This is a genomic window from Amycolatopsis halotolerans (genome assembly GCF_042647905.1).
Classification (GTDB): Bacteria; Actinomycetota; Actinomycetes; order Mycobacteriales; family Pseudonocardiaceae; genus Amycolatopsis; species Amycolatopsis halotolerans.
The window spans coordinates 23,544-49,064 of the sequence record NZ_JBHRWI010000025.1 but is presented as its reverse complement, the minus strand read 5'-3'; the positions used below and the strand labels follow the sequence as shown (position 1 = coordinate 49,064).

Below are 25,521 nucleotides of genomic sequence, written 5' to 3'. Positions count from 1 at the left end.
CGTGCTCGTTCGGTTCCGGCTGTCGCGCGCAAGGCCGGCGGTCGTGGCGGGACTTCGCTGCGCGGCAGCCCCTGGGCCGATCGGGTTCCCTGACTGCCGTCCTCACGGGCCGTCCCGCCCTCTTGCCGGCAGGGGCGGCTCATCGGCCGATCGCTCAGATCAAAACGCCGGAAGATCGCAGCCTGTCGAGACCGGACCCGCTGACCTCGAGGCGCGCGGTATGGGCAGGATCGAGGATGTCGGTTTCTCGACCGTATCTCCATATCTTGTCCACTCGAATCGAGACTGAGGCGCGATCGCCCGTACTGTCGACGAAGGCGTTGAAAACCTGCCCGATCGAGGTTGTGCCTTCAAGTGCGCGCACCACGCAGACCGCATGTTCCGCGGCAACGGATTCCACCTCCTGCACGTAGACGGAGACTTTATCGGCCAAGTTTCAGCGCTCCTTCGACGAACTGCTGGATCTGTGCCGCCGAAAGCTTCGGCATGGCCTCCAAGGTAGGCGAGATCTCGCTGATGGAAACACTCGCCGGGACGGCGATCCCCAGGTCGCGCAGGAGCCCCCTGGCGTCGGCTGCCGGTATCTCCGCGCTGATCCGCCGGGCGAACTCGTTCGGTGCCAGGTCCACGCCCACTTCGAACTCGGACGCTATGTACCCCTCGTAAGTAGCCACTCCCGCAAGGTCGCCGGGCAACGCGATCTGGACCACCGCTTCACCGAATTGCTGAGAGTGCGTGGCGAACGTGGCGGCCACGCCGGGATCGGTGGACGTTGGAGTGACTCCGACGCGTTGCGTCCCTTCGCTGCCGGGATATCCGCGCGTGGTTCCCCGGAACAGGGCCTGCGGTTTGGCGCCGAGCGGGTCGGTGAGGTTGGTGGGCTGGTTGGTGACGTAGGCGTAGAGGTTGCTGTCGCCGCCGGCGAAGCCGAGGGGGTCTTGGCTGATGAAGCGCTGGTCGCCCGGCGAGTAGTAGCGGGCGCGGTTGTGGTAGAGGCCGGTGCCGTCGTCGTCGCGGCCGGCGAAGCGGGTGGGGTTGGCGTTGTCGGTGCCGGTGAGGGTGGTGGCGCCGAAAGGCTGGTAGGTGTATTCGCCGGTGACGGCGCCGTTGGTGTCGGCGACGGCGAGGGTGCTGCCGAGACGGTCGGTGAGCAGGGATTGGGTGTTGCTGCCGGTGGTGCGGGCGTAGACCTGGTCCAGGCCGCCGGTGAGGGTGGTGGCGGTGACGGTGGCGCCGGACAGTTCGGCGGCGGGGTCGAGGCCGTCGTAGAGGTAGTTTTTGGTTGCTCCGGCGGCGGTTTTGCCGATGCGGCGGCCGAGGCCGTCGTAGGCGTAGGCGGTGGTCTGCCCGGCTGTGGCGGAGGCGGTCAGCTGGCCGCGGGCGTTCCAGGTGTAGCTGGTGGCGCCGTCGGCGGTGAGGTTTCCGGCGTTGTCGTAGGTGCGGGCGGTTTCGGCGAGGTCGGTGAGCTGGTTGGCGCCGTCGTAGGAGGCGGGGCCGTAGGCGGCGGGGATGGCGGCGCGGGCGTAGCTGCCGCCGACGTGGATCGGGCGTCCGGCGTTGTCGTAGGTGTAGGCGAGGTCGCCCAGTGTGGTCGTGCCGCGGGTGTAGCCGATGGAGGCGAGTTGGTCGGCGTTGTCGTAGCCGTAGGTTTCGACGATGCCGTCCGGCAGGGTCACGGTGCTGCGCCGGCCGGCGCCGTCGTAGCTGATGGCCGTTTGTGTGCTGCCCTGGGCGATGCTGGTGGGCCGTCCGGCGTTGTCGTAGCCGTAGCTGATTTGCGGCTGGCCGGCCGCGGTCATGGTCTTGCGGCGCCCGGCAGGGTCATAGGTGTAGCTGATCTGGCCTTGCGGGGTGGTGGTCTGGGCGAGCTGGTCGAGGTCGTTCGGGCTGAAGGCGGTGGTGCCGGCGATCGAGTCGGCGGCCGAGGTGAGACGGTTGCCGGCGTCGTACCCGTAGACGGTCTGGCTTTCCGCTCCGGCCTGGGTGACCCCGTAGCGGACGGCGGAGGTGCGGTCGAGGGCGTCGTGGTCGATCGCGGTGGTGGTGCCGCGGGCGTCGGTGGTGGTGGCGAGGTTGCCACCCGGGTCGTAGCCGTAGGTGGTCTTGCGGTTGAGCGGGTCGGTGTGGGAGGTGACCCGGTCGAGCGGGTCGTAGTCGTAGGTGGTGGTGTGCTGTCGCGGGTCGGTGACGGTGTGGAGGTTGCCGTTGGGGTCGTAGCCGTAGGCGGTTGTGCGGCCCAGCGGGTCGGTGACCGACGCGATCCGGTCGAGCGCGTCGTAGGCGATCGTCGTTGCCGAGCCGGTGGGGTCCCGGCTGCCGGTGACCCGGCCCGTCGCGTCCAGGGTTTGTCGGGTGGTGCGGCCGAGCTGGTCGGTCGAGCTGGTCGGCTCGCCGAGGGTGTAGCCGTAGACGGTGGCGTGGCCGAGGTTGTCGGCGACCTTGCTGACTTGGCCGTTTTCGAGGCTGTCGATCGTGGTCGTGCGCGCGGTCGGGTCGGTGACGGTGTGCAGCGCGCCGTTGGGCAGGTAGCCGTAGACGGTGGCGTTGTTCTGCCAGTCGGTGCTGCGGCTGATCTGGTCGAAGGGCCCGTCGCTGGTGAAGGTCGCGGTGCGGGCGCTGGAGGTGCCCGCGAGCTGGGTGAGCGAGGTGAGGTTGCCGTAGGGGTCGCGGCCGAAGTCGGTGCGGCGGTTCAGTGCGTCGGTGGTGCTGGTGACGGCGTTGCTGGCGGGGTCGCGGGTGATGGTGGTGGTCTGGGCGAGCGGGGTGCCGAACGCGGCGGTGTCGCTGGTGGTGAAGCCCGCGGCGTTGAAGGTCAGGCGGCGGACGGTGCCGCGCGGGTCGGTCAGGCGGGTTTCGGTGACGTTGCCTGCCGCGCCGGTGGTGTAGTCGATCGTGAAGAACGTGCCGTCGGCGTTCGTCTGTTTGGTGACGCGCCCGTTGGCGTCGTAGGTGTTGGCGGAGTAGACGGTGCCGCGGGCGTCCTTGCTGGTGGCGAGGCGTCCTTGGGGGTCGTAGGTGTAGGTGGTGACGTTGTTGCCCGCGTCGGCGAATTGGGTCAGGTGGCCGGAGGTGTCGTAGTCGTAGGTGACGGCGCGGCCGGTGTTGTCGCTGACGAGCGCGAGTTCGTGGTCGCTGTCGTAGGACAGGCCGAACCATTTCCCGCTCGGCGAGGTGACTTGGGTGATGCGTCCCTTGGCGCGGACGATGCCATCGGGGTCGGCGGCCGCGCCGGCGCGGTGGACGGTGATGGTGTTGCCGAACTTGTCGCGGATGGCTTGCAGCGGGGCTTCTTCGCCGAAGACGTAGGTGGTGCCGTCGCGGAGCCGGACGTCGAAGCCGTTGCCGTTCCAGGCCAGCACGGATCCGGCGAACTTCGTCGGGGTGGGGTCGGCGGCGAAGACGGCGTCGAGGAAGTCGGTCGATCCGGTGCCGCCGGGGGTGATCCGGTGGTATCGCACCCGGCCGCCGTCGGGCAGGATCAGCTGTCCGTCGATCCACTGCTGGTCGGAGTAGAGGTACATGTTGTAGTCGAAGTCGCCGCCCACGCCGAAGGTGCGCTGTGCGGTGTCGCCCTGCTGGTAGGTGCGGTTGATCGCGAGCGGCAGGGTGTCGTTGACGGCGAGGTCGGTGTGGCTGCCGGTCAGCAGCCCGGTGGCCAGGTCGACCGGGTCCGCGGCGCTGACGACGCCGCCGGGCTTGGAGGCGACCGGGGGCGGCGGCGCGGTGCCGGGCTCGATGAGCATGGCACCGGTGAACTGGTAGACCTCGGTGCCGGCGTCGGGCACGACCTGCTTGCGGTCGGCGGTGACCTTGCCGTGGCCGTAGACGAACCAGCCGCGGCCGGCCGGGTCGTAGTGCCAGAAGTCCATCACCGTGCCGGGCGCTGCGTTGGCATAGTTCGGGTAGACCACGCGGGCGCCGGTGGGGAACACGTGGGCGCTGCCGGGCTGGACGGTGAAGTACACCGGGACGTGGGAGTTCGGCAGCGGGAACGGCGGGCGGTCGATCGGGATCGCGGTGATGCCGAGCCGGGTCACCGGTTTGCCCGCGACGTCGCGGACCACGGCCCCGGCGGGCAGGTGCACTTCCAGCCCGGGGATGGCGGGGTTGGTGACGACCACTTCGCTCGGAGTCGGCGAGGCGAATTCGACGGTGTGGGCGGTGTCGAGCGCGGTCAGCCAGATCGGGTACGGCAACACGGTAGTGCGGCCGGCGGCCGCGTCGACGCCGACGTCGTACAACCCGAACGACGCCTTGGGCCCGCTGGCGGTGGCGCCGTCGACGCGCAGCACGCGGTGCCCGGCGCCGATCCCGGCGAGCAGGAACCGTCCGGCGGCATCCGTGGTGGCGCGCGTGCCGTCGATCGAGACGGTGACGTCGGGCAGGCCTCGCCCGTCCAGCGTCCGCACCCGCCCCGACAACGCCGTCGTGCCGGGGCTCGCGCTCAGCGCCGCGGGCTGCTCCGCGGCCACGGCGGCGCGGTGGGTCGTCCAGTCCTTGCCGGCGAGGTTGGCTTTGTCCGGGGTCCACGTCTGCGCGCCGGCCTGCGCGGCCGGGGCGGGTTGCTGGAAGCCGGAGGGCACGCCCGGGGCGCGCGGGGGCATCGCGTCGGCGTTGGACAGCTGCAGAGCCGCGCCGGGGCCGGGCGAAGGGGCGACCGCCGGCGGTGCGGGGGCGCGGGGCTGCGCCGAGGAGCGCGCGGACGCGGCGGCTGGCACGAGCACGACTGTGGCGGTGCCGGTGTTGGAGTACGGGCCGAGGATGATCTCGTAGCTTCCGCTCACCGGCAGCGCGGGCAGGCTGATCGACGCGCCGCCCTGGCCGCTGGCGAGAACCGTACCGTCCGGTTTGGACACTTGGTAGTACGGGTAGTAGGGCACCGTGCCGCCGGTCGTGTTGAGCGACAGGCGCTGTCCGGCGGTGCCGGCGTAGTGCAGCCGGTTTTCCTGGCCTGCCCGGGGGAAGGACAGGGTTTTGGCCGTATTGAGCTGCAGCGTGCCCGCGTCGATCGGCTCGGACAGGGTCGCGGTGACCGAACCGGTGGCGAAACCGTCCGGGGTGACGATGATCCGGTGGTTTCCGGCGGTCGCCGGGACGATGATGATCTCGCCGCCGGGATCGACCCGGTCGTCGATGATCGCGGCCCCGGTCGGGCCGAGCACCCGCACCCGCAGCACCGTGCCGGCCGGGAACGTCGAGCCGGTGAGGCCGAGGTCGAGGCGCTGGCCGCCGACCGCCGTGAAACCGGTTTCGCCGAGCTGGGCCCGCTGGGCCATGGCGAGTGTCTTGGCGGCTCCGCCCGCCGTGATCGCGCCGGCGTCGACGCGCTGTTCGAGCATCAGCTGCGTGGCGCCGGTTTCGGCGTACGGGTACACGACGATCTGGTAGGTCCCGGTGGCGGGCAACGGATCCAGGTCGACCTGGGTTTCGGTCAGGTTCCCGTCGCGCAGGACGGTGTTGTCCGGCTTGACCACCTGGACGCGGAAGGTGTGGGCGAAGGTCGGGGCGGCGAAGTCCAGGCTCAGGTGCTGTCCGGCGGTGCCCGCGACGGTGAAGCGGGTGCCCTGCCCCGCGCGCCCGGCGCTGACCTGTTTGGTGGCGCCCACGGCGAGTGCACCGCCGGCCTGCTCGTTCGACAGCGTGACCGTGACCGCGCCGGTGCTGGTCGCGTCGTTCAGGGAAAACTGCAGCCGGTACGCGCCGGTCGCCGTCGGGGTGAAGAAGAACGAGCTGAGCGAACCGATGTCGGTCGCTCGCACCGCGACCTTGCCGTCCGGGCCGATCACCTGCACCCACAACGACGCCGCGGCCGGGAAGGTCCATCCGGAGAACGCCACCGACACCGTCTGTCCCGCGGTCGCCGGGAACGACGACACCGCGGTGCGTCCCGGCTGGGGGAGGCTGATCGTCGTGGCGTCACCGGTCGCGCTGAGCGCTCCTGCGGGCTGGATCGTCGTGAGCCGCAGGCTGAACGCGCCCGCGCTGGAGTACGGGTCGACGGTGATCGTGTAGGTGCCGGTCGTCGGCAATGCCGGGACTTCCCAGTGGTAGTCCGCGACGATGCCCGACGTCAGGACCGAACCGTCGGGCGCGGTGACCGTGAGGAAAGGCAGATAGGCGAAGCCGTAGCCGGTGAGGTCCAGGCTCAGCGCGGTGCCTGCGGTCCCGGCGTAGGTCAGGCGGGCGTCCTGGCCGGGCCGGTCGATCTGCACGGTCTTGTCCGCGCCCGCGGTGATCGCGCCGGCTTCCAGCGCGACCGAGGCGGTGACAGTGATCGATCCCGTGCTCTGGTCGGAGGAGCCGAACACGACCGAGTAGGTGCCGGTTTCGGCTGCGGTGAAGTCGAAATTGCCGTTGCCGTCCAGCCTGATCTGTCCCCGGGTGGACCCGGGCGACCATTGCAGAGCCACCCCGTGCGGCTCGCGGATCGACGCCGTGGCCAGCGTGCCGGCCGCGAACGTGGAACCGCTGAAGCCGAGGTCCAGGTGCTGGCCGGCGGTTGCGGGGAAGGACAGTTCCGCTTGCTGGCCGGGCTTGGCCAACGTCACCGGCGTGCCCGCGCCGGTCGTGCTCAGCGCGCCGCCGACCCGGCTGGAGAGCGTGGCTGTGACCGAGCCGGATCCGTTCGCCGGCGGAGTCAGCGCGATCTGGTAGATGCCTGTGCTGGGCAGCGGCGGGAGCTCGTATCCGCCGTGCAGCTGGGAAAAAGCCCAGAACTGGTCGTAGGGAGCGCGGGCGAACTTGCCGCCGTAGGGAGTGAAGGCGCCGACGCCGAAATCAGTCGAGAACGTCGATCCGGTCAGCCCGAGGGTGAGCCGCTGGTCCTTCTTCCCGGCGAACCGCAGCAGTGCGATCTTGCCCGCGGCCGGGATCGTCACGACGGTCGCCGCGCCGTCGACGGCCAGCCGCGGCGTCGTCGCGACAGCGGCCGCAGCGAATCCGCTCGGGGCCACGATGACGTCGTCCGTGCTCGTGCCCGCCCCGCCGGGGGTCTCCACCGTCACCGGGCCGGGCGCCGCGTAGTCGGGCAGTTCGACCGTCAGCGACGTCGCGGTCGCGGTCTTCGCCTTGGCGCGCACCGAGCCGACGGACACCACGTCGTTCGCGACGGCCGGGTCGAACCCGGAACCGGAGATCGTCAGCGTCGAACCGCCCGTCAGCACCGCGGGGCTGAACCCGGTGACGACCGGAGCCGCGGCCGCGGCGTCCACCGTGAACGCCTGCTGACTGCCGGCCGAGCCGGACGGCGTCGCGACCGTCACCGCCCCGCTTGTCGCTCCGGCGGGGACGGTGACGACCAGCGACGTAGCGCTCGCCGCGGTCACCGCGGCCGCTTTTCCGTTGAAAGAGACCGTGTTCCCGGCAGCGGAGGCGGTGAACCCGGTCCCGGACACCGTCACGGTCGCGCCGACCGGAGCGTGAGCGGGCACCAGGCTCGTGATCGACACCGTCGACGAGGCGTACCGGTCGATCGAGGTCAGATTCCCGGACGCGTCGTAGTTGTAGCGCCCGGCGGCGCCGTCCGCGCCCGTCTGGGCCACGCCCTTCAGCTGGCCCGCGGCATCGTAGGAGTAATCCACCGGATTCGACGGAAGAGCCGCCGCGGCCCGAGGCGCCGGCGCGGCCGCGCCGCTGGCCGGAACCTGAGAACCGGACAGGACCAGAAGCGCGGACAACCCCAGCATGAACGCACGCCGCAAGGCAGGCACGATCCCCCCAAAGGAAACACCGAGTGAACAGCTCTGAATGGAACGAAAACGCGTGACAGAACCGTGAAAAGCCGCTTCCCGGGAAAACTCGAAAAGCGCACCGGCTGACGACGCTAATCAACCGGTGCGCCGTGCACAAGATTGCTTGCAAGCCGTGCAGGTAAGAACGGGCAAGCCGCGGAGCATCAACGGGCTAAGACGGACGCGAGAACGGGCAAACCGGGCGGTCGCTGCCGTTGATCCCCCGAATGACCTACGACTATCGCCGTGGTTTGCGGTTGACGCGGATTCGCTATTTTTAGTTCTTGACCAACAGGTCGGCAAAGGGGCCTTATGTGATTAAGTTGTTGACGTCTGCGGTCTGCGGGAGCGTTGCGGCCCGTCCGCTGCTGGTTGAAATTCGCAAGCACGAGTCACTCGCGCGTTGAACGTTGCGGAGTCTCTTGCCTCGGGCGAGTTCGGGAAGGCGGCGGTGGGTCCTGGGCTGTTATCAGTGGCAGCCAGTCCCGGTGGGAAGCCGGGCGAAGCTCGCATCAGGGGATACGCAGGGGAACTGTGCGAGGCGCTCTTTCAGAAGCTGTGCTGATTCAGCTCGTGTATTGATCGCTGCCGAGCCTGACGGGTAACCGACGGGCTCGCTTCCGCGATGTCAACTACCGGAACTGTGTTGATCAGGGCGGAGGCAAGTGATGGCGAGCGGGCAGAGCCACGGGTTGGGTGTCGGGAGCGGGAGCATCATCGACTACGGCGGCGGCGTCATCGAGTACCGGCAAACCGGCAAGCTGCTTCCGGCTTTCAAGGTCAACATCGCCGATATCACCGGGTTTTCGGTCCGCAAGGCGACGCGGCAGGACAAGAAGAACGGCGCGAGCGCGTTCCAGCAGATGCTCGTCCTGCAAGGCAGCGGGACAGAGCTCGCTTCTTGCCCGGTCAACCACGGAACCGCGGCGAAGGTCGAAGAATGGATCCGGGCGCATCCCTCGTACCGCGGAAACGTCCCGCAACACGCGCCAGTGCCAGCGCAGGCCACCATTGCAGACGAGCTCGCGAAGCTCGCCGAGCTGCGCGACACGGGCGTGCTCTCTCCGGACGAGTTCGCCCGAGCGAAGGCGAAACTGCTGGACTGACCCGCTGGTCTCGCCTTCCGCTGCTGTTGCGGGGATCGCCGAAGCCGCCGCGATGCGCCGGGCGACACGTCCGACCGGAGCCGGCGACGATTCCAGTTCGGTCACGTCCGCGTGGTCGTTGTGATGTTTTTGGTGCTTGCGCCGACAACATCGGCGTGTTCGAAATGGTGATGCCGGGGCGGCGCGTTGTCAGCCCGTGTGGTGGTGGCTCCGACGCGGCGGCGCTGCCGCTGTGCGGACGATTCGCTGGACAGAGCTGCCTTGCCGACAGTGCTTCCGCTTCGCGTGAGGCGGGCGCGTGATCCAGAACATCGCGAGCGTCGTGACGACCGTGAGCGTGTTCCTCGCGATGCTGTCGCTGCGGGCGTCGCAGCAGCAACGGCAGCATTCGATCGAGCCCGTCCGCTCCGTGCGGGTCAGGGGCAGGACTGGCTGGGGCGAACCGTTGCGACGGAGTCCAGCGGGATGATCTGGTAGGTCTCGTGTGAATGGACGATGACCGAGCCGCCCGACACCCCGGCCAGGCCCCCGCAATATCGCGTGCTCCTCGACTCGACGGTGACGGTGGGCTCCGCACTGCTCGCGGCTGGCGCGAACCATGCGAGCCCGGTCGCGGTGGCTACCAGGCACACTCCGAACAGGGATGTCCGGCGGGCGAACACGATCTTCCGTCCGGCTTCGGCCGTTTCCTTGCGGGTCCAGGCTTCCAGATCCTCGCCAGCCAGCAGGCACGTCTCTCCCGGCGCTCCGGACGCTGCCCGGATCGCCGAGAGGGTGGCGACAACGAATGCGATGAGCGCCAAGGCGAACAGGGCCGCAGTCAGTTGGGCATAGGGCGCGGCGAGGCTGGTCAGGTTGTCGCGCCCTTTGATCACCAGGACGGCGCTGAACAGAGCGGTCAGGCTGGCCAATCCGGTCCGCCAGGACTCCGCCTGCTTGCGCGTCGCCTCGAGTTGGTGGAATCGAAGTTCCTGTGCTTTCCGCGCCCACAGCAGCCGCTCGGTACTCACGACATTTTCACCCGCCAGTGGGCACCGCAGCCCAGGAAAGGCTCGTCGGCAGGGCGGTCCGAGTGGCCGTGGCCGCAGTCGCAGCAGACCGTGCGGCCCGCGGCGGGCTCAGGCGGCGGCGTCTTCTTGCGCCGGAATGATTTATAGCCGCTTCCGATGCCATAGTGCCAGTTCGTCGTCGTTCGGCCGCCGCAACCGGGGCAGATCCCGGTGACGTTGATGCCCCGTCCGCCGTCGAGGGGTTTTGCGGCGAATCCGGGCTGCAGCTCGTAGTCCTTGATTTGATAGGGGATCGACCGGTGGTGTTCGACCCGGGTGTCGTCAGTCAACGGAGCCCTCCGTGAGGAGTTCGTATCCGAACAGCGGAGCGTAGCGACGCAGGCGTTCGCGGACTGCTGCTGCGGTTTCGTCTATCTCGCGGGCGCTCGCGGCAATATGCTCCTCGGTGATTGTTCCGGAGATCGCGGGTTCCTGGCCGTCCAGGTATTCCGTGAGGATCAGAAGGTCCTGCCAGGACGCGATATCCTGGAGGCACGCTGCCGGGTCGTAGGTCCATGTGAGGCCGATCGGCTCGAGCGCGGCGAAGCGCGCGTGTGCTTCGGTCAGCGTCCAGCCCAGCCGGCCCGCGGTCTGAACGAGCCACAGCGGCGTCACAGTGTCGACATAGCAACGGCGTCCTAGCTCGTCAACCGAGGTCAGCATCGCGAGGTCATGCCGGTCGGCGGGCCTGTCCGGCAGCGACTTTCGGGCAGCTGCATCGATCACAGGAAGAGGCGCGCCGAGAACGCGGTAGGGTTCGAGGCGTTCGAGCAAGGCCGAAATTGATTGTCGTGCCCTTGCCGCGGCTGCGACTATGTCGCCTGGGCGCAGCGCCCAATCCACCTCAAAGTTGTCTCCCTTGTCGAGTAAGTAGTGGCGAGAGCCCAACATGGCGATGCATTCCTCGTGCCGAGGCGTCAATCCCTCTGCTTCGGACGCGGCTGGCGGCAGGGCCGTCAGATCGGCCGTTCCGGGGTAGATGGTTTCGAAGTACTCGATGGATTTCGCGATGTCGTAGTCGAGGAACCAAGCCAGCTGCAGGACCTCAGGGACCGTGATCGGCCGATCCAGGCCGACGATGTCGAGCAGACGCCGGCGGCGCCGCAGCCGTTCCTCGTAGTCGTGAAACTCGCGAGCCCCGACCCCTCGGAGCAGATCCAGCACTGCGAGCCATCCCGGGGCCAGAACACGGCGGTATGTCGACCAGTCGAATTCGTACAACTCGTCGTTGATGATGGCTTGCTCGTCTTCGGTCGCCGGTTCGGGAGCCGCGCCGATCGCCGGCAGGCGGATCATCCCGATGTCGGCGAGACGGTGCAGGCCGGTGAAGATCTCCTGGACGGTCTCGCCGGTTGCGCCGGCGAGCTGAACGAGGTGCAGCCAGGTGAGCTCGAAACCCAGCGTCTCGGCGAACCGCAGAGCCTCCTGTTCTAGTTGGGTTGGATCCTCCGGGTAGGACTGCCTGCCAGCCACCGCGTAACCAAGGGCGGTGAAGCGATCCAGCAGCTTGAGCACGTAGCTCACCGGTTGGCCCAGCTTGGAACTCGCTCGCAGCACGTGAGCGGGCGAAACGGTGGGGTTTGTCCAGGGAAAGCCGACGAAGAAATCCTGGGTGAACAATTCGACTTCGCCGCGGGTGAAGACGTGGTCGTGCAGCTGGCGGAGGCGGCCTGCCAGCGGATTGGTCCAGTCGGAGGAGGTGAATGCGGCCACCCGCCGAATCACCTCGCCAAGAGGGATGCGAAGGTTGGCCGAAGCCCTCGCCAGGCTGAATCCTGGGGGAGATCCGTGCCGGTCGGCTGGTGCGAAGGCAGCGACTGCGCCGAGGAGGGATTCCTCCTCGGTGGATCCGGGCAGGACGTCGTCCTTGTCCACGAATCGGTAGTCGATGCGGGGGATGTTCCGCGCGGCGGAGAGATCGATCCCGGTGATTGCATAGCGACGGAGACGCTTGATCCGTTCCGAGGGCGACTCGTCCTTGTCAGCCGCCGCCTCGAGGACCTCGTCAATCGACGGTCGCCCGAATTTGCCGGGACGCCGGTAGTAACGGCCGGAAGAGTAGATCGCGCCGAGCACGTTGGCATCCATCGGGCTCACAACAGGGAAGCCGATAGTCGTCGCCGGTTCGGCCACGTGCTCCGAGCTGGCGAAGGTGGTGACTCCCCTCCACGCGCCCACTCGCCAAGCGGATATCCACCAGTCCCTCGTCCCGCCGCTCCACGGGATCATTTCGCCGGTGAACAGTTCGCGATCGACGGGCAAGCAGCCGACTCGGCTCAGCGGCGCGCTGGTTCGCCCCCAGGCACCCTGCACGGCCATGTCGTGCTCCTGGCCGAGGAGATAGGCGAACACGTCCTCGGCGATGGTCGGGGTCTGGTCCGACACCTCCCACAGCCAGGGCAGGGTTAGTCCTGGCCACTGCCGAAGGGCCGGCAGCGATTCACGGATCTGCTGCCGGATCCAGTCCTTGTCCCATTGCCGCAGCCTGTTGCGATCGACGGTGAACTGCGGCCGGCGCGGTCCGCGGAGGTTGACGATGAGGCCATGGCGTTCCTCGTTCGTCCGGACGCCGTCGGCGGCGAAGCCGCCTTCTCCCGGGACCCACCAAAGGTCCTCGCCGTGCTTCAGCGGTTCCACGACGGCATCGGGGAACCGTAGCAACTCGGGTTGCCAGCTCTCGCGTGATCCATTGGCCTCGATCACGTCGACCGTGTACTCGGCGATCCAGAGCAATCGGCGCAGAGTGCGGAGCACCGACAGCGAGTCCTCGCCGGTCAAATACAGCCGGATCCGGGTTCCGCCCGCCGGCATGTCGCTCGAATGGGTGATCTGGAACAGGCTGCCGCTGCTGGCGATGCGAACGTTGAACGCCTGAGGACCGACCACGTCGTCTTCGCCGACTGGGCGCGTCGTGATGTGAATTTCCTCGGCGATCATGAAGTAGCTGAATACCCCCACACCGAATTGGCTGTTGGGGATGAGCCGCAGCGGGGGATCGAGTTCTTGCCAGCGCATCTGCTCGGAGCGGAACCCAGACCGGTAGACGAACCGTTCGCCCGCGTTGGCGAACGTGCTCACCATCGTGTCCATGCTCATCCCGACACCGTTGTCGGTGCACTCGATGAACTCCCTGCCCTCCGGATCGGTGCCTTGCCGGAACGAGATCAGTCCTGACCAGTCCACAATGGAGCACTCGCGTCGGGTGAGGTAGCGTCGGCGGACATCGCGGTAGCGGCACGCGTCCAGCGCGTTCTGGTACAACTCGCGGATCGCCAGGTCAGGCTCGCCATAGAGCTGGCGTCCCATCAGCAGTTCGCGCACCTTGTCGTCGGAAAGCCGGAAGCGGAGCAGCGGGGTGTCGAACACCGGCTGCCCGTCCTGGTTCTCTGGCCGGAGTCCGTCGGAGTTCGCCCTGTCTGGGAGCTGGTCGATCAATTCCTTGGCGGGGTCGAATGCCAGGGCGGTCTTGAGCACGACGTCGGCGCGGTGCGCGAGGTCGGTGAATGCCGCGTGCAGCGCGGGGTGATCGCAGATCGCGTGCAGTTCGAGGTCGGTGCCGTTGCGCTCCCAGCGTGCGTTGACGGTCGCCGCGTGCAGGGCGGACAGTTGGACCTCGGAGCCGATGCCCAGGTGGTCCACCACGACGGCGGACACCCGGCGAGGATCGGCTGCCAGCACCCCGCCCAGCCACAGCGCTGCGGCCATCGCGCGCATGCGAGGGTCGAACACACGCTGCCGAACCAAGTTCACGAGGCGTTGGTCGTCTGCTGAGGCGTCCACGCACTCGATCAGGGTGTGGATTGTGGAGCAGAGCTCGCGTTCGGTCAGTGCCGCGGTTACCCAGCCCGCTGCCGCCCGTGCCAGTTGCCCGCAGAGCTGTTCGACGCTCGGTTCGGTCCACAGCGAGGGACGGACCGCGAGCCATTGGTGCACCAGCCACATTCCCAGTGCGTCTCTGGGCTCCGCGCGATCGCGCCGGGCCAGGCCTTCCGCACGGCGGCACACGTGCTCGTAGATGGAGTGGGTGGTCTCGAGGTCGCTTCTGGCTCCGTCGCGGAAGGTGCGGGTGAAATCGGTGGGCTCGACGGTCGCGGCGAGCCGGATGCCGGCACTCAGCGCGGCTTCCCGGAGGAACGGCGCTGCCACGAGAACCGCCAACTCGACCGAGCTGAACCCCGCTTCCTCGGGGAAGCATTTATGGACGGCGGCCAATACTCGGACCGGATAGTCCTGCGCTGCCCAGGGATCGACGATCCCGGTGCGGGTTGCGAGGAACTCCTGAGCTTCGAGCCATTGCTTGGAGCACTGGTCGACGACGCCGAGAACCGCCTCCGATGCCTGCTGTCGGCCGGGATCGTCCTTGAGGCAGCGCTCCCACATCGGAGTGTTCTCCGCTGCGCGCCGCCAAGCCTCGCCCACTTGGTCGCCCGCGCAGATGACGGAGTTGCCCGGTCGCGCTGTGCTGCCGGGGCGGTGCGCGATCACCAGATCCGGTTTCTGTTCGAGTCCGTCGGTTCTGGCCGTCTTGCGCGCCATCCGGCGCATGACCTCGTCGTGCACCTCGGTCAGGGTCCGTGCGGGGTTGCGCCGGTCCAGCACCTCCGCGAGCGCTTGGGTGAAATAGCTGCCGTCGTCACCGTGCTGGCTGCGCTCCCCGGGTTGGCAGCTGTTGAACAAGACGAAGGAACCGTCCGATGGATATGGCAGCTCACCGCTGCTGGGCACCAGGGCCAGCGAGTCGGACAGATCGTCCCGGCATGCGTCTACGGCGAAGACGACGAGGCCTGCCCGGGACTCGCCGAGGCGACTGGGTATCAGCGAGACGAGGCATTCCGGGTCGGGTCCGTGGGGGCCGGCATAGGCGTCTTGCGGCACCAGGTAGCCCTTGCCGCCGACGGTGACGCCGTGCCCGGAGAAATACAACAGAAGGGTTCCGCCAGGAGCGACGTCCCGGAAGGCTTTCATCGTCGCCGAGCGGATCCGGTTCCCGGTGGGCTCTCGGCCCGATTCGTCGCCGACTCCGCAGTATCGGACTTCGTAGCTCGACTGGACCAGCACGTCCGCCATGCGCCTGACATCGGCGGCGACGACTTCCGGCAGCGCCTCGAAAAGATCATTGTCACAAGAAGGAACACCGATCAGCAGCGCGAGCCGATCCGCCACGGCCGCCTCCCAAGCTCACGTCGCCTGCACGAACATACAAAGTTCGGAGACGACGACCGGTTCGTTACAGCGCGCGATGCCTCGTGGACAGCGACCGGCGCGAACTCTCCGGCCCCGGAGATAGGACCGACATGTTCGGCTTCGTCGAACTCGCCAGGGTCCGACGCGTTGGCTTGAGGCCAACTGGCCGTCATCGTGCGCCACGGCTGGCGGCGTTGGGCGGTGTGAACGCGGCTCCTTCCTGCGTCGCGTCCATGAAAGTGGCGGCACCGCGGAAGGTTGCGCCTCCGAATTGTGTCTCGCCCGTGAAGACGGCTTTGTCGAACAAAGTCAGGCCGCGGAAATTTGCTGCGCCGAACCGGGCAGCACCGCCGAAAGTCGCGCCATTGAACCGGGCGCACCGGTGAAGGTCGTGCCGTCGAAGCGAGCCGGGAGAGGCGTTCCGCAGACGGATCCTGCCACTGGGGCGCAGCGTGTATTCGAAGGTAGGTTGCCTCACGAGAGGCGGTGGGCGAGTGCCTTGGAGTATCGAGTTCCCGGATCTAAGGGTGACAGCTCTCGGATTATAGCGAAGACCCTGCCCGATGGTCGGACAGTGATGGGGTGGACGACTGAACACTACGAGACGATCAAGACCTTCAGTGCGCTATACTTCCCTGTCAGGCTTCTCCGGGCTCTCTGCTAGAATTCACCTGGTTGATAGTGGGAAGGTGCGAGATGAGTGAAAGCAGCCCGGTTATTCCGCTCTATCGCCTAGTCGAAGAAGAGTCCGGAACGGTCATCATCGCGGCGCATGAAATCAACGGGTTCTTTGTGGAGTCTGATCACGCACAGTCAGAGGACATCTTGGTCTTCGGGTCTGCGCGAGAACCGGTCCGCCTCGGCAAGGACCTGTCGGACGTAGAGCTGCGCGTGGTCAACTCACTCGGCAAGGCGATCGGGTCGTATTACATCGGGCGGGTAGGGCTGCGCTCTACGTTCGAGGGTAAGGAAGGCCCCGGGCGGGGTGGCTTTGTTGCGACCTTCTATGGCTATACCTGCCCGTACGTCGCAGCGGGAGCAATCTGGCGTCGATGGTCTTCAGGGGGTCCCCTTATGAAGGGGGAATGGGTGGGGTATCCCATCGAATCGCATGCTAGCTGGCTCCATGTGGTGCAGAACTCTTGGTTCGAAACTGGACATGCGGCTAAGAGGTACGGCGTTGGCGAAATCTGCGTAATCGATGGAAGTCAGATCGTTGGTGAAGGCAGCTTCTATTGTGCGCTTGGCGAAGCGGTTAATGGTCCCGGCGGATATTTTGGATCCACTCTTGACGGGCTTGCTGACTGCATTGCGTCGTCCCGAAACGCTAGTGCTTCGTTTAAGTTGGTATGGGAACACTTTTCCGGTGCGCAAGAAAGGATGGGTGCCTCGCTGGCGGCGTCCGCTATAGACGTTCTGAGAGAATTCGGCGTAGACGTGACACTCAGGTAGCAGTGCTCGATTTCTGGGCGTCAGAAGTGCGAAACTGAAAGCCCATAAGGCAGTTCCTGGTGGGCCTTCAGCGGGTCTTGACGGCAGTAGTTGACGGCAACGTCAGCGTACGAAGGCGGCGCAAGGTGGCGGTTCGTCGCAGTCGGAGCTGGTCGTCTCGGTGATCGACGAGCCGTTGAGCGCAGTGCCGAGCGTGTCGATGGCGTCGCGCTGGAGGCGGAGTGATTCCCAGGGCGAACGGAAAGATGCGTCGTCTGGGAATCCCTACCACGGCCGACCGGGTGGTCCAAGCGGCCCTGAAGCTGGTGTTGGAGCCGATTTTCGAGGTGAACTTTCACCCACGCTCCTACGGGTTCCGCCCCGGACGCCAGGCACAGGACGCGATCGCCGCGTCAGCGACGCCGGGCAGCGCACCGCTCAGCTGACCCGGATGCTTGGCGGCCGCCGTGAATTTGCCTCATTGTTCGGCGGGCCGCTGCTTCCCGCGCTCCACGACCTCCTGCCGACGACTTCCTCTGTCGAAGAGGCCTACCCGGATGGACGTGGCGTCGTATTGCGGGCCGGAGAAGGCGTACTGAGCTTCGACGGCTTCGTCGACCGCACTGACAGACTGTCCGACAAGGATGTTCGCGGCGAGCTCGACCGCGCGTTGCGCGCGCGGGTCCTGCGCCGCGGACTGGTGTTGCGCTGTGCCGTGTGCCAGAGCAAGCAGTTTCTGATCATCGACAAGCTCGCACAGACTTGGCGTTGCGAGCGCTGCGACAGCGGGAACGAGTTGGACCACAGCGCCTGGCACCGCTCCACGTGCGAACCCGCATGGTTCTACGGGTTGCACCCGGTGGCGCAGCACCTGCTCCGGGACCACGGCGACGTGGTCGCGCTGCTGTCAGCTCGTCTGTCTGCGCCGTCGCAGGGCCGCCCTGTGCGGTACCAGGACCTTATGGAATTAGAGTTCGTGAAAGACAACGAGCCGCAGGTCGAAGTTGACTTGATCGCCTACCGCGAGGACGCCCTCATTGTCGCCGAATGCAAGCACAGCGATGACTTGGGTGGCGGCGTGAAAGTCAAGCGGCGCACCGAGATCGACAAGAAGTGCCAGGCCGCGGCGTGGGTCCAGGCCGATCAGTTGGTCTTCGCGACCACTGCCTCAGCCTGGAAACCGAGCGCTGTCGGGGCGATCAGTGCAGCTGTGCGCGGTTTTGAAGGCTGGTCAGCCTGCAACCGTCCGGTCGTACGGCTTATCACCGATCTGGGAACAAATTCTTCCCACGACGAAGTCATCAGACCTGGTACCTGACAGCACTTTTCTTTTGATTCTCGCCCCGCGGACGTGCTAGTCATGCCGCGACTTTGCTCGCACCCCCGGCCACCGCGCGGCGCAGCGCGGTGGCAAAGGGATCCGTCAGTTGACGAACTCGTGAGACCACCGTGTTACCAGCGCTAGGACCACCTTGCAGTTGGGCGTCGGTTCAAGAACACGTTCTCGATGACAGCGCCCATGAGTCATTCTCGTCTAGCCGCGAATGCCCTCTTCTGTCGATGAGCGGCTACTCGATATGTGGCTGGTCGCCCGGTGGCGGACATTATCGGGGAAGTGAACTCTCTTGTGTGTTGCGGATGGCGGTGTTGGCCGGGATCGAGATCCGGAGGCTGTAAAGGCGGAGTTGCCCACAGGAGACGGTCACACTCGGTCACTGCGACGGCTTAGTTGTCAACTCGGTCCAGGTGCGCAGGAAGTGGCTTTCCATGCCACCTGGGCGAGCGCTTCGCACGATGACCTGGTCATCGCCAGGAGAACGGAACATGGCGAGGACCTCGTCCTCCAGAAGGCAGATCCCGTATTCGCCGCTACCGTCGACGTAGACACCGGCCGGCCGCCCGGCCGCCCAGAGCGCGCGTATCTTGCGTCGCAGAACTGCGACGGCCCCGCTGGACAGGATGACTCGTTCTCTCCTTCCGCCGAAGTGAAGAGGCGGATAGGCGATGTCCAGTGCCGCAGGGACGGCTTGGGTGTAGCCGTCCAGCAGGCGATCCGCAGGAATGGTGTCGATCATGGCTGACAGTGCGGCGGGATCGGCGTCGGGTTCACAAGGCAGATCGAAGGTAGCGTGGAGCAGGGCAGTCAGTCCCGCGAGAGCACCTCGCCGCCGGTGTGCAACGTGCGCTGCGATCTCCAGTCCTCCGCGCGCGTTGTAGATCGTTTGGGCGACGATCTCCCGTAGGTCGATCTCAGGTGCGATCGTCAGCAGTCCTTCGTCGAGTGCCTGTGCGTTCTGGAATGCGGCTTCAACCAGGGTCTTGTGCAGCGGGCTGGTATTGCCGACGAGGTCATCGCCGATCCACGTGACGAGCCGCCGGATCACGTCCGGATCCTCGGTAGGTTCGCCACCGTTGCTCGGCCCGATGACAAGCTGTGGTGGGCGTGTCGCAGTGTCGGCGAGCGATGCGGCGAGCTGCAGTTCGGTCATGGGAACGGCCAAGTCGGCGCGTGCCCAGGCCAAAAGCGAACGGATCCGGTTGCGGACAAGCGGGTCTGTCTTCACCTGGTACGCCTTGGCGTATGTCCACAATCGCGCGAGCCGAAACCCGAGGCGGGAGAACCACTGCGCGCCAAAGGTCGGGATCTTCTCGTCTGGCGCGATGGTGTCGATGACCTTCAACGCGAAATCGGGTGTGTGAGTGCCGATCACGGCTCCTGCGAGCTCGCCACAAGTGTCGGCGAGTCGTGCCGGATTGGTGAGCAGGTCACGGGTGTAGTCGCCGATGAGGCCCCAGGAGTTGAACACGACCGGGACGGCGTATCGGTCCATGATCGGGCCCGTGCTGCGGTGACGCTGGTCGCTGCGCATGTCGCGCCAACTGCCGGTCCGGTGCCAGCTCACGGTTCCGTGCGATGACAGGAACCGTGTCGCGGCATCGAGTTCAGGCGAGGAGGGATGCCAGCGGTCGCCGCAGCCGAGTTCCGCGACGCGCTTATGCAGGGGCGAGCGCGTCATCGCGCCGAGGAAGTAGTCCGCTTTCGCGGCGCCGAGGAAGCCTGCCGGATTGACCCGCGCGACGGTGAGTCCGACAGGCTCGATGGACCCGATGGGGTAGTCGCTGTTCTCCCAGGCGAAGCCGAAACCGGTGACGCCGCCGCGGTCTGCCTCACGCCCGATCAGGTCTAGCGCGCTGCCTAGCAGACATCCCGTCGAGACGGGATCGGCGTGGGGGTCGTGCGGGGTGAACCTCAACGTCATGGTGTCGATATGGCGTGCGGGGATGACGTCCTGCCCCAGGCTCGTCCATCCTGACGGAAGCCGGACAGTGAGTTGCAGGGATTCATCAGCCTCGAGGCAGAGAATTCTCAGCCCGTGCCAGGTGATCAACGACGACAGCGAGTGGTCCAGCAACGGCGCGTAATCCGTGGAGACCACGACGAAGCAAATGTCCGTCCGGGCCGAGAACGGCAAGTGGTTGCGCAACTCTTGTTCATAGGCGAGCAGTTCGGTGATCGTCTCTCGCGCGGTGGCCTTGGCTCGCTTGATCTCGAACACGACCACCGAACCTGTTTCCGGTGACATGTAGAGCAGGTCGGCGTACAGCTTTTCAGACCGGTCGAGAGAGATCGACCGCGTGTAGTTGGACACCAGCGTAAGATCAACGAGCCGGTCGCGCACCATCAACGCGGCATCGGCCACTCGATGGAGGACGATGTCGTCCAGGAGCAACAGCCTCTCGCTTCCCTGCACCTGATCCAGTGCGACGGACTCCACCTCGTCCCAGCCGACGATGCTGCCGACTAGTCGACCGTCGCCGATCAGATTGTCTACGAAGCCCTGTAATTCCTTTTCCAGCACAGTTCTCCCCCATGTGGTTTTGCCCCTTGATGCCCGTCAGCGCGGCAACGCTTGACGGGGAAGTCGATCTGCGTCGGCTAATGTGCTCCGGCAGTTGGCGCTTGCTCGACGCTGACGAGGACTCCGCCGACGCGGGCACCGCTTCAGCGGAGCCGCGAACTGTGAACGCCTCGATCCGACGCGCGCGGACGGTCTCGGAGCCCTCGATCTCGACCGCTTTGCGGCGGCCGAGCGCGTCGCGCGACTCCTGCAACCGGAACGTCCGTCCAGTCCAAAGGATGGGTCAGTAAGGAGGTCATCGGCGACATGATCACATCTGATCGCTCGCATCGAAGCGGACAGCCACTGACACTCACCCGAATAGAGCACACCTTCTGAGCGTCGAGTGCTCGTCGCGGAGTCCGTCGATGCTCGACCTTGGTCATAGCCAGCGGCTGGCCGCCCTCGCGAGTCGCTGGCTGAAGCGTTCCACTCTCTCTCCCTCCGATTCCGCGGCGCAGGCTTGCACCACAGGATGTCGCCTTGGCACGTCGGAAGAGTTGCATGGTTGGTCGATAGCTGTCTCACTTGGTCGACTTATGGTGTGTTGGTGACTAATTCAGGCCTGACTTTTCGAGTTGTCTGAATAGTGCTATTTGTCTTGTTGTGAAGTTGGCATGGACATCGCTTCCTGGAATTCTTGGCTGTTTTGTAACCTGACGCCGAATGCTCCGTTTGGCGTATTTCCTTAAATTGGTTGATTAGGCAAAGTAATCCCGGGTTCGTCGGGGGCCCAGCGTTTGCGGCTGGTTGCTCTGGGCGAGGGGGATGTCGTGCGTGGTCGGGTTGTGCGCTGGCGCGCTTTTTTCGTTGCGGCGACGGTGGTGCTGGGTACCGCGACAGTGGTTCAGACCGGTGGTTCGGTAGCTGCGGCGGCTGTTCCTGACACCGCGGCGGACGAGGTGACCGCGGCTGCTTATGCCCGCGAGGGCGACAAGCAGGTCGAGGTTGCTTCTGAGACGACCGAGACCACGCAGGTGCTCGCGAATCCCGATGGTTCGTGGACGATGACGCAGTACGTGCATCCCGTGCGGGTGAAGCAGGGGGCTGCCTGGGTTGCGGTCGATTCCACGCTGGTGCAGCGATCTGACGGCACGATCGGGCCGAAGGCTGCGGCTATCGATCTCGCGCTCAACCCGGGTGGGACCGGTTCCGCGGCGACACCGATCGTGAAGGCTGGCGCGCAGGACAAGGCAGTTGGGCTGAAGTGGACGGCTGACTTGCCGAAGCCGCGTCTGGAGGGCGATACCGCGACTTACGCGGAAGTGCTTCCGGGCGTGGACCTGACGGTGAAGGCGGCAACCGAGGGCTACACCGAGAACCTGGTCATCAAGACAGCGGACGCGGCGAAGAACCCCAAGTTGCGCGAGGTCGCGTTCGGTCTGTACACGAAGAACACATCTGTTTCCGTCGCGGAAGGCGAGGGCCGCGGCACGCCGGCGCAACCGAAGCCGACCGACGGCCTGCAAGTGACGGACGGTTCGGGCAAGGTGCTGTTCGCCGGTGACGCTTCCCGGATGTGGGACTCGTCCGGGGTCGGATCGCCTGCTGAGCAACAGCTCGGCGAAGGCGGCGGCCGTCGCGAGGCGGTGATGGACTTCCAGCTCGCGGCAGACAAAGTCACGATCGCTCCCGACCAGTCGTTCCTGGACGACCCGGCGACGCGCTACCCGGTCTCGCTCGATCCGGACAACTGGTGCACGTCCTGCGGCATCCAGTCCCATGTGGTCGTGCAATCAGGTTACCCGGATGCGCACAACTGGAACGCCTCCACCGGTGATCTCTCCGATCTCAAGGCAGGGTACGAGGATTACGACCGGGCCGGGACGTCACGGTCCTACATCCAGATGAACACCTCCCGGTTGGGCGGCACGGTCATCCACAGTGCGACGCTGAACACGACAGTGCTGCACAGTTACAGTTGCAGCCCGCGGCCGACCGGGTTGTGGATCTCGAATCCGGCCGACCCCGGGACGACGTGGAACCTGCAGCCCGGCTGGTCCTATCACGTGTCGGACATGAACGTCGCGAACTGCCACGACGCCGGCAACGTGGCGGGCCAGTTCGATGCCACCGGCGCGGCTCGGGACGCGGCGGCGAACTACTGGCAGAGCACGTGGTTCGTGCTCGCGGCCGCGAACGAGGGCGACGGTACCGCGGCGTGGCGCCGGTTCGCGCTGAACCCGTATTTCCAGGTGAACTACAACTCGTACCCGAACCCGCCGGCGAATCTGTCGATGCAGCGCGGCCTCCTGCCGTGTGTCACCGGCCCGAACCGGCCGTGGGTGTTCACGAAGACGCCGCAGCTGGCAGGCCAGGTGTCGGATCCGGACGGTGGCACGGTGCTGGCGAAGTTCGGCGTCGCGTTCGGCGCGGTGGGACACAACGTCTACAGCCACGACAACGGAGCGAACCTCGTCGCGGTCGGCACCGCGGGACCGAATCAGCGCGCGACCGCGCAACTGGCGGCTGTGCCGGCGGGCTGGATCAACGACGACGGCGTCTACAACTGGTCGATGCAGGCGACCGACGGCGAGTTGTGGACCAACTGGGTCGGCAATTGCGAGTTCACGGTGGACTCCAAAGCACCGCACGCCCCGAGCGTGACGATGACCGGCACGCCACCGGTGAATCAGGGGGATACGGCGGCTTTCTCGGTGCGCGTCGACATGGCGACCGCTGGCCTCTACGACATCGACCACTTCATCTTCACAACCGACGGTTCCGAGCCGCAGGTGCAGGGCTCGCTGACCGCGCCCGCCACGCAAGGCACCGACGCCGGGGGCGCGCTGATCGCCACGACGAACCTCAGCACCACCGCGGTGAACGGCAACCAGAACCTGATCCGCGTCAAGGCCGTGAACAAGGCAGGCACGCCAGGTCCGGTGGCGACGTGCGTGGCTGACGGCCACCTGGACGGCCCGTCGTGCTCTTATCATGTGCAGCCGGTGACTCCGGGCACGAACCTGGCCGCCGCGTGGTCGCTCGACGAGACCGGCGGCACCACCGCAGCGGACACCGCCTCGACCACGCCGGGCAACAGCGGTATCGCCGTGCACAACGCCGCGCTCAACGGCGGAGCCGCATGGTCGGCCGGTTACAACCAGGGCAACAGCTGGTCCCACCCCGACGCGAACGGATACGGCGAGGGCGCGAAGGGAGCCTTGAGCCTCGACGGCACGTCAGGCTTCGCCCAGACCCCGGGTCCGGTACTGGACGCGACGAAGTCGTTCTCGGTCGGCGCGTGGGTGAAACTGACCGACACCACCCACTCCCAGACCGTGCTCGCGCAGGACGGCACGCTCACGGACCCGTTCCTGTTGCAGTACAACAAGGAAAGCAACGCATGGGTCATGCGCATGACCACCGGCGACAACACCGATCTCAACGACGCCAGGGCAATCGCGAGCGGCGCACCGCAGCTGGGCGTGTGGACTCACCTGACCGCGACCTACGACGCGAAGACAAACATCGCCACGTTGTACGTCAACGGCGTCAAACAGGGAACGACCGCTGCGCACCCGTGGGCAGCGTCCGGACCGATGCTGATCGGTGCCAGCAAATGGAACGGCAGCAGGATCGACTACTTCCACGGTCAGATCGACGACGCCCAGGTGTGGCAGCGTGTGCTGTCGGCCTCGGATGTGCACGACTTCGCCAATGTCGGCGTCCTGGTCGCCGCGTACGGTCTCGCCGAGGGATGCGGGCCCGAGCTGACGAGCGCGACCTCGCGCGTGCCGTCGCAGCAAGTGAATTGGCAGCTCAATGAAACCAATGGTGCGGTAGGGCACGACACCAGCGCGTTCGGCAACGACGTGAGCATGTCCGGTGGCTACAGCTGGGTGCCGGGCCACTCCGGCGGCGCGGTGCACTTCGACGGTGCGACCGGAACTGGCACGTCGTCCGGGCCGGCCGTGAACACCGCCGGCTCGTACACCGTGTCGGCGTGGGTCAAACCTGACGATCTCAACGGAACCTACACCGTGCTGACGCAGCCGGGCAGCCACGCGGAAAACTTCGTACTGCGCTACGCCAAGGACGCCGGGCACTGGGTCTTCGGCATCAACTCCGCGGACGACGCCGCCGCGACGATGCGGTGGGCCGTCGGGACGAGCACGCCGTCGGCCTCGACCTGGACGATGCTCTCCGTCGTGTTCGACGCTGACGCGAAGCAAGCGCGGCTCTACGTCGACGGCAAACGCGAAGCGACCGTCGCCGCGCCTGCGGCGTGGGGCGCGACCGGCAACGCGCTACTCGGTGCAGAACCAGGTGCCGTGAACCTGTTCAAGGGAGCCGTGGACCAGGTCGGTGTCTGGGCGACCGGGCTCAACGACGACCAGATCGCGGCGATGGCGGGCTACAGCTACTACGAGTCGGTTGGGCAGCGGGCGAGCAGTGCTTCCGGCGGCGTCCAGCTCGCCGCAACCCCCGACGCCGGAGGCAATCCGACCGCGTGTGCCGCGCAGTTCGACAATTCCTGGAGCGGCCAGGTTGACGTCCCGAAGCCGGCGAACTTTCGCACGGACAAGTCCTTCACCGTGGAGGCTTGGGTCAGCCACACCTGGACTACTGCCGACGTGTCCGCTGTCGGTGCGGTCGACCCGTACGCCCGGGCTGTGGCAGGGGGGAACGATGCGCAGTACTCGCCGTTCCTGCTTGGCTATCGCGCCGTGGCCGACAGTGCGGGGAAACTGCACGGGAAGTGGAGTTTCCTACTCTCCACTTCGGCGACCAGCGACGGTGCCTGGTACGCGCTCAGCGACGCGGACGTCGTCGACAACACGTGGACGCACCTGGCGGTCTCCTACGACGCCACGACCCACATGGTCACGCTGTACGTCAACGACGTGAAGCAGAACTTCTTCCTCAACACCCAGGACGGCGGCGGCGTCTCCGGCCGCGACGGCAGCGGCGGCCTGTTCCTCGGCCGGGGGATCTGGGGCGGCAACCGCTCGGACGAGTGGTACGGGCGGCTCGCGGGCGTCCGCGTGTACTCCGGCGTCCGCGGCACCGCCGTCGTCGGCAACGACCGATTCGAAGACGACCCCCGCCAGTTGTTCGCGGGCTGAACACACCGAAATTCTTCTGGCTCGAGAACAGGGGTTTGTGATGCGCGTGCGGT

Annotated in this window: 11 protein-coding genes; 5 read left to right on the top strand and 6 right to left on the bottom strand. The window is 66.6% G+C overall.

The annotated features are described in order from the left end of the window. Window positions 1–154: 154 nt before the first annotated feature. Window positions 155–433 carry a hypothetical protein gene (locus tag ACFORO_RS21580; RefSeq protein ID WP_377876456.1) on the bottom strand — a complete coding sequence of 93 codons (279 nt, stop codon included), beginning with the start codon at window positions 431–433 and terminating at the stop codon, window positions 155–157. Beyond that, entirely contained in the window at window positions 423–7,709 is a 7,287-nt protein-coding gene (locus tag ACFORO_RS21575) for an RHS repeat-associated core domain-containing protein (protein WP_377876454.1), read from the bottom strand. Before ACFORO_RS21575 ends, ACFORO_RS21580 begins: the two co-directional genes overlap by 11 nt. Before the next feature lie 689 nt (window positions 7,710–8,398). Between ACFORO_RS21575 and ACFORO_RS21570 the strand changes: the two genes are divergently transcribed. Continuing rightward, the gene (locus ACFORO_RS21570) at window positions 8,399–8,836 is read left to right on the top strand and encodes an SHOCT domain-containing protein (protein ID WP_354736395.1); all 438 of its coding nucleotides are present in this window, start codon (window positions 8,399–8,401) and stop codon (window positions 8,834–8,836) included. Between the two features lie 416 nt (window positions 8,837–9,252). Here ACFORO_RS21570 and ACFORO_RS21565 read toward each other — a convergent pair whose 3' ends face one another. Genes ACFORO_RS21565 through ACFORO_RS21555 form a run of 3 tightly spaced genes read right to left on the bottom strand, consistent with a single transcriptional unit; the run spans window position 9,253 to window position 15,048 of the window. After that, the gene (locus ACFORO_RS21565) at window positions 9,253–9,846 is read right to left on the bottom strand and encodes a hypothetical protein (RefSeq protein WP_377876451.1); all 594 of its coding nucleotides are present in this window, start codon (window positions 9,844–9,846) and stop codon (window positions 9,253–9,255) included. Then, window positions 9,843–10,175 (bottom strand): hypothetical protein, encoded by a 333-nt coding sequence (locus tag ACFORO_RS21560; RefSeq protein WP_354736399.1) that lies wholly within the window; start codon window positions 10,173–10,175, stop codon window positions 9,843–9,845. Before ACFORO_RS21560 ends, ACFORO_RS21565 begins: the two co-directional genes overlap by 4 nt. Further along, window positions 10,168–15,048: a wHTH domain-containing protein gene (locus tag ACFORO_RS21555; RefSeq protein WP_377876449.1), complete on the bottom strand. Its 4,881-nt coding sequence runs from the start codon at window positions 15,046–15,048 to the stop codon at window positions 10,168–10,170. The genes ACFORO_RS21560 and ACFORO_RS21555 overlap by 8 nt, the downstream gene beginning before the upstream one ends. A gap of 717 nt (window positions 15,049–15,765) precedes the next feature. Here ACFORO_RS21555 and ACFORO_RS21550 point away from each other — a divergent pair. From ACFORO_RS21550 to ACFORO_RS21540, 3 genes are all read left to right on the top strand, one after another. Continuing rightward, a complete protein-coding gene (locus ACFORO_RS21550) occupies window positions 15,766–16,521 on the top strand; it encodes a barstar family protein (RefSeq protein ID WP_377876447.1) in 756 nt (251 codons plus the stop codon). Between the two features lie 221 nt (window positions 16,522–16,742). Then, window positions 16,743–16,946 carry a reverse transcriptase domain-containing protein gene (locus tag ACFORO_RS21545; protein ID WP_377876445.1) on the top strand — a complete coding sequence of 68 codons (204 nt, stop codon included), beginning with the start codon at window positions 16,743–16,745 and terminating at the stop codon, window positions 16,944–16,946. Window positions 16,947–16,951: 5 nt separating this feature from the next. Further along, a complete protein-coding gene (locus tag ACFORO_RS21540; protein WP_377876443.1) occupies window positions 16,952–17,818 on the top strand; it encodes a hypothetical protein in 867 nt (288 codons plus the stop codon). A 394-nt stretch (window positions 17,819–18,212) separates the two neighbouring features. Here ACFORO_RS21540 and ACFORO_RS21535 read toward each other — a convergent pair whose 3' ends face one another. Then, window positions 18,213–20,360 carry a hypothetical protein gene (locus ACFORO_RS21535; protein ID WP_377876441.1) on the bottom strand — a complete coding sequence of 716 codons (2,148 nt, stop codon included), beginning with the start codon at window positions 20,358–20,360 and terminating at the stop codon, window positions 18,213–18,215. An 812-nt stretch (window positions 20,361–21,172) separates the two neighbouring features. On the opposite strand from ACFORO_RS21535, the gene ACFORO_RS21530 reads away from it, so the two are divergent. Further along, on the top strand, window positions 21,173–25,468 hold the full coding sequence (locus ACFORO_RS21530) for a LamG-like jellyroll fold domain-containing protein (protein ID WP_377876439.1): 4,296 nt from the start codon (window positions 21,173–21,175) through the stop codon (window positions 25,466–25,468). Window positions 25,469–25,521: the final 53 nt, after the last annotated feature.

Excerpts from the sequence above, each read along its gene's own strand:
- ACFORO_RS21570 (WP_354736395.1), top strand. The coding sequence starts at position 8,399 with ATGGCGAGCGGGCAGAGCCACGGGTTGGGTGTCGGGAGCGGGAGCATC.
- ACFORO_RS21550 (WP_377876447.1), top strand. The coding sequence starts at position 15,766 with ATGAGTGAAAGCAGCCCGGTTATTCCGCTCTATCGCCTAGTCGAAGAA.
- ACFORO_RS21540 (WP_377876443.1), top strand. The coding sequence starts at position 16,952 with ATGCTTGGCGGCCGCCGTGAATTTGCCTCATTGTTCGGCGGGCCGCTG.